The organism is Bradyrhizobium sp. 139 (genome assembly GCF_023074175.1).
Taxonomy (GTDB): Bacteria; Pseudomonadota; Alphaproteobacteria; order Rhizobiales; family Xanthobacteraceae; genus Bradyrhizobium.
The window spans coordinates 1-1311 of the sequence record NZ_JADPKS010000057.1 but is presented as its reverse complement, the minus strand read 5'-3'; the positions used below and the strand labels follow the sequence as shown (position 1 = coordinate 1311).

Annotated in this window: 2 protein-coding genes; both read left to right on the top strand. The window is 62.9% G+C overall.

Annotated elements, in window-relative coordinates:
* The first annotated feature begins 103 nt into the window (after positions 1-103).
* Positions 104-490, top strand: a complete 387-nt coding sequence (locus IVA80_RS14670) for a helix-turn-helix domain-containing protein (RefSeq protein WP_247430936.1) — start codon at positions 104-106, stop codon at positions 488-490.
* Positions 478-1257 carry an integrase core domain-containing protein gene (locus IVA80_RS14665; protein WP_247430933.1) on the top strand — a complete coding sequence of 260 codons (780 nt, stop codon included), beginning with the start codon at positions 478-480 and terminating at the stop codon, positions 1255-1257. Before IVA80_RS14670 ends, IVA80_RS14665 begins: the two co-directional genes overlap by 13 nt.
* The last annotated feature ends 54 nt before the right edge of the window (positions 1258-1311 follow it).

Genomic DNA, 1311 nt, shown 5'->3' with positions numbered 1-1311 from the left:
TGTCCAGACCGGATAGATAGGTAACACACTAGACCGGATGGATAGGTGACAGTTCTCTGTCGGCTGGGAGGATCAGCCGATGCCTTGGCGAGAGAGCTGCGCAATGGACCAACGGGTTAGCTTCATCACGGATCAGCGAAGCGGATTGTGGACGATGACGGAGCTGTGCGATCACTACGAGATCAGTCGCAAGACCGGTTACAAATGGTTGGACCGCTACCGGTTGGAAGGGGCTGGAGGGCTTGCGGATCGCTCCCACGCCGCGCGGGTGCATGGGCGAGCGACGCCGCAGCACATCGTGGATGCGATTGTGGGGCTGCGGCTTGAGCGGCCGAGCTGGGGACCGCGCAAGATCGTAAGCAAGCTCGAGGCTCGCCAAGGGGATGTCGATTGGCGTCGGCCTCGACGGCAGGCGAGATTCTCAAACGAGCGGGACTGGTCAGCAGCCGTCGGACTCGGCGACGTGCGCCGCCGCGTATGGGGCAACTGACGGTGCCTCAGCATGCCAATCACGTCTGGGCCCTCGATCACAAGGGCTGGATTCGACTGGGCGACGGCTCTCGCGTTGAACCGTTCACGGTGACCGATGGCTTCAGCCGCTATTTGATTAGCCTGGCGGCGACGGGCAGCACGCAATATGCCGAGTGCCAACCGCCGCTGGAGCGGGCGTTTCGCGAGTACGGCTTGCCGCAGATAATCCGCTCCGACAACGGCTCGCCGTTCGCCTCGACCGGGACCACGGGCCTGACGGCGCTGTCGGTATGGTGGATCAAGCTTGGCATCCGCCATGAACGGATTGATCCTGGCCATCCGCAGCAGAACGGCCGACACGAGCGTTTTCACCTCACGCTTCTGGAAGCCATGCGGCCACCGCCGCCAACCCAGGCCGCGCAGGCCCGTCGCTTCGCGGCGTTTGTGCGCGACTATAACAAAGAACGGCCGCACGAATCGCTTGGCCAACGCCCACCTGCCAGCGTCTATCAGACTTCGCCTCGTGCGATGCCAAGGCGGCTTCCCGAGCCGGATTATCCAGCCGAAGCCGCGGTGCGCCAGGTCCGCTCCAACGGCGAGATCAAATGGCGGGGCGACCTCATCCACATCTGCAGCGCTCTCGACGGTGAAACAGTTGCCGTCGAGGAAACCGAGGACGGATACTGGCAAGTGCGCTTCTTCGACGTGCCGATCGGCATCATCGACCAGAAAACACGCAAGCTGCGGCGCTGCGCTAGCGCAGCGCCGCAGCCGACCAAACCATGAACCAATGTCACCCATCCATCCGGTCTGTTCTGTTACCCATCCATCCGCTGGACA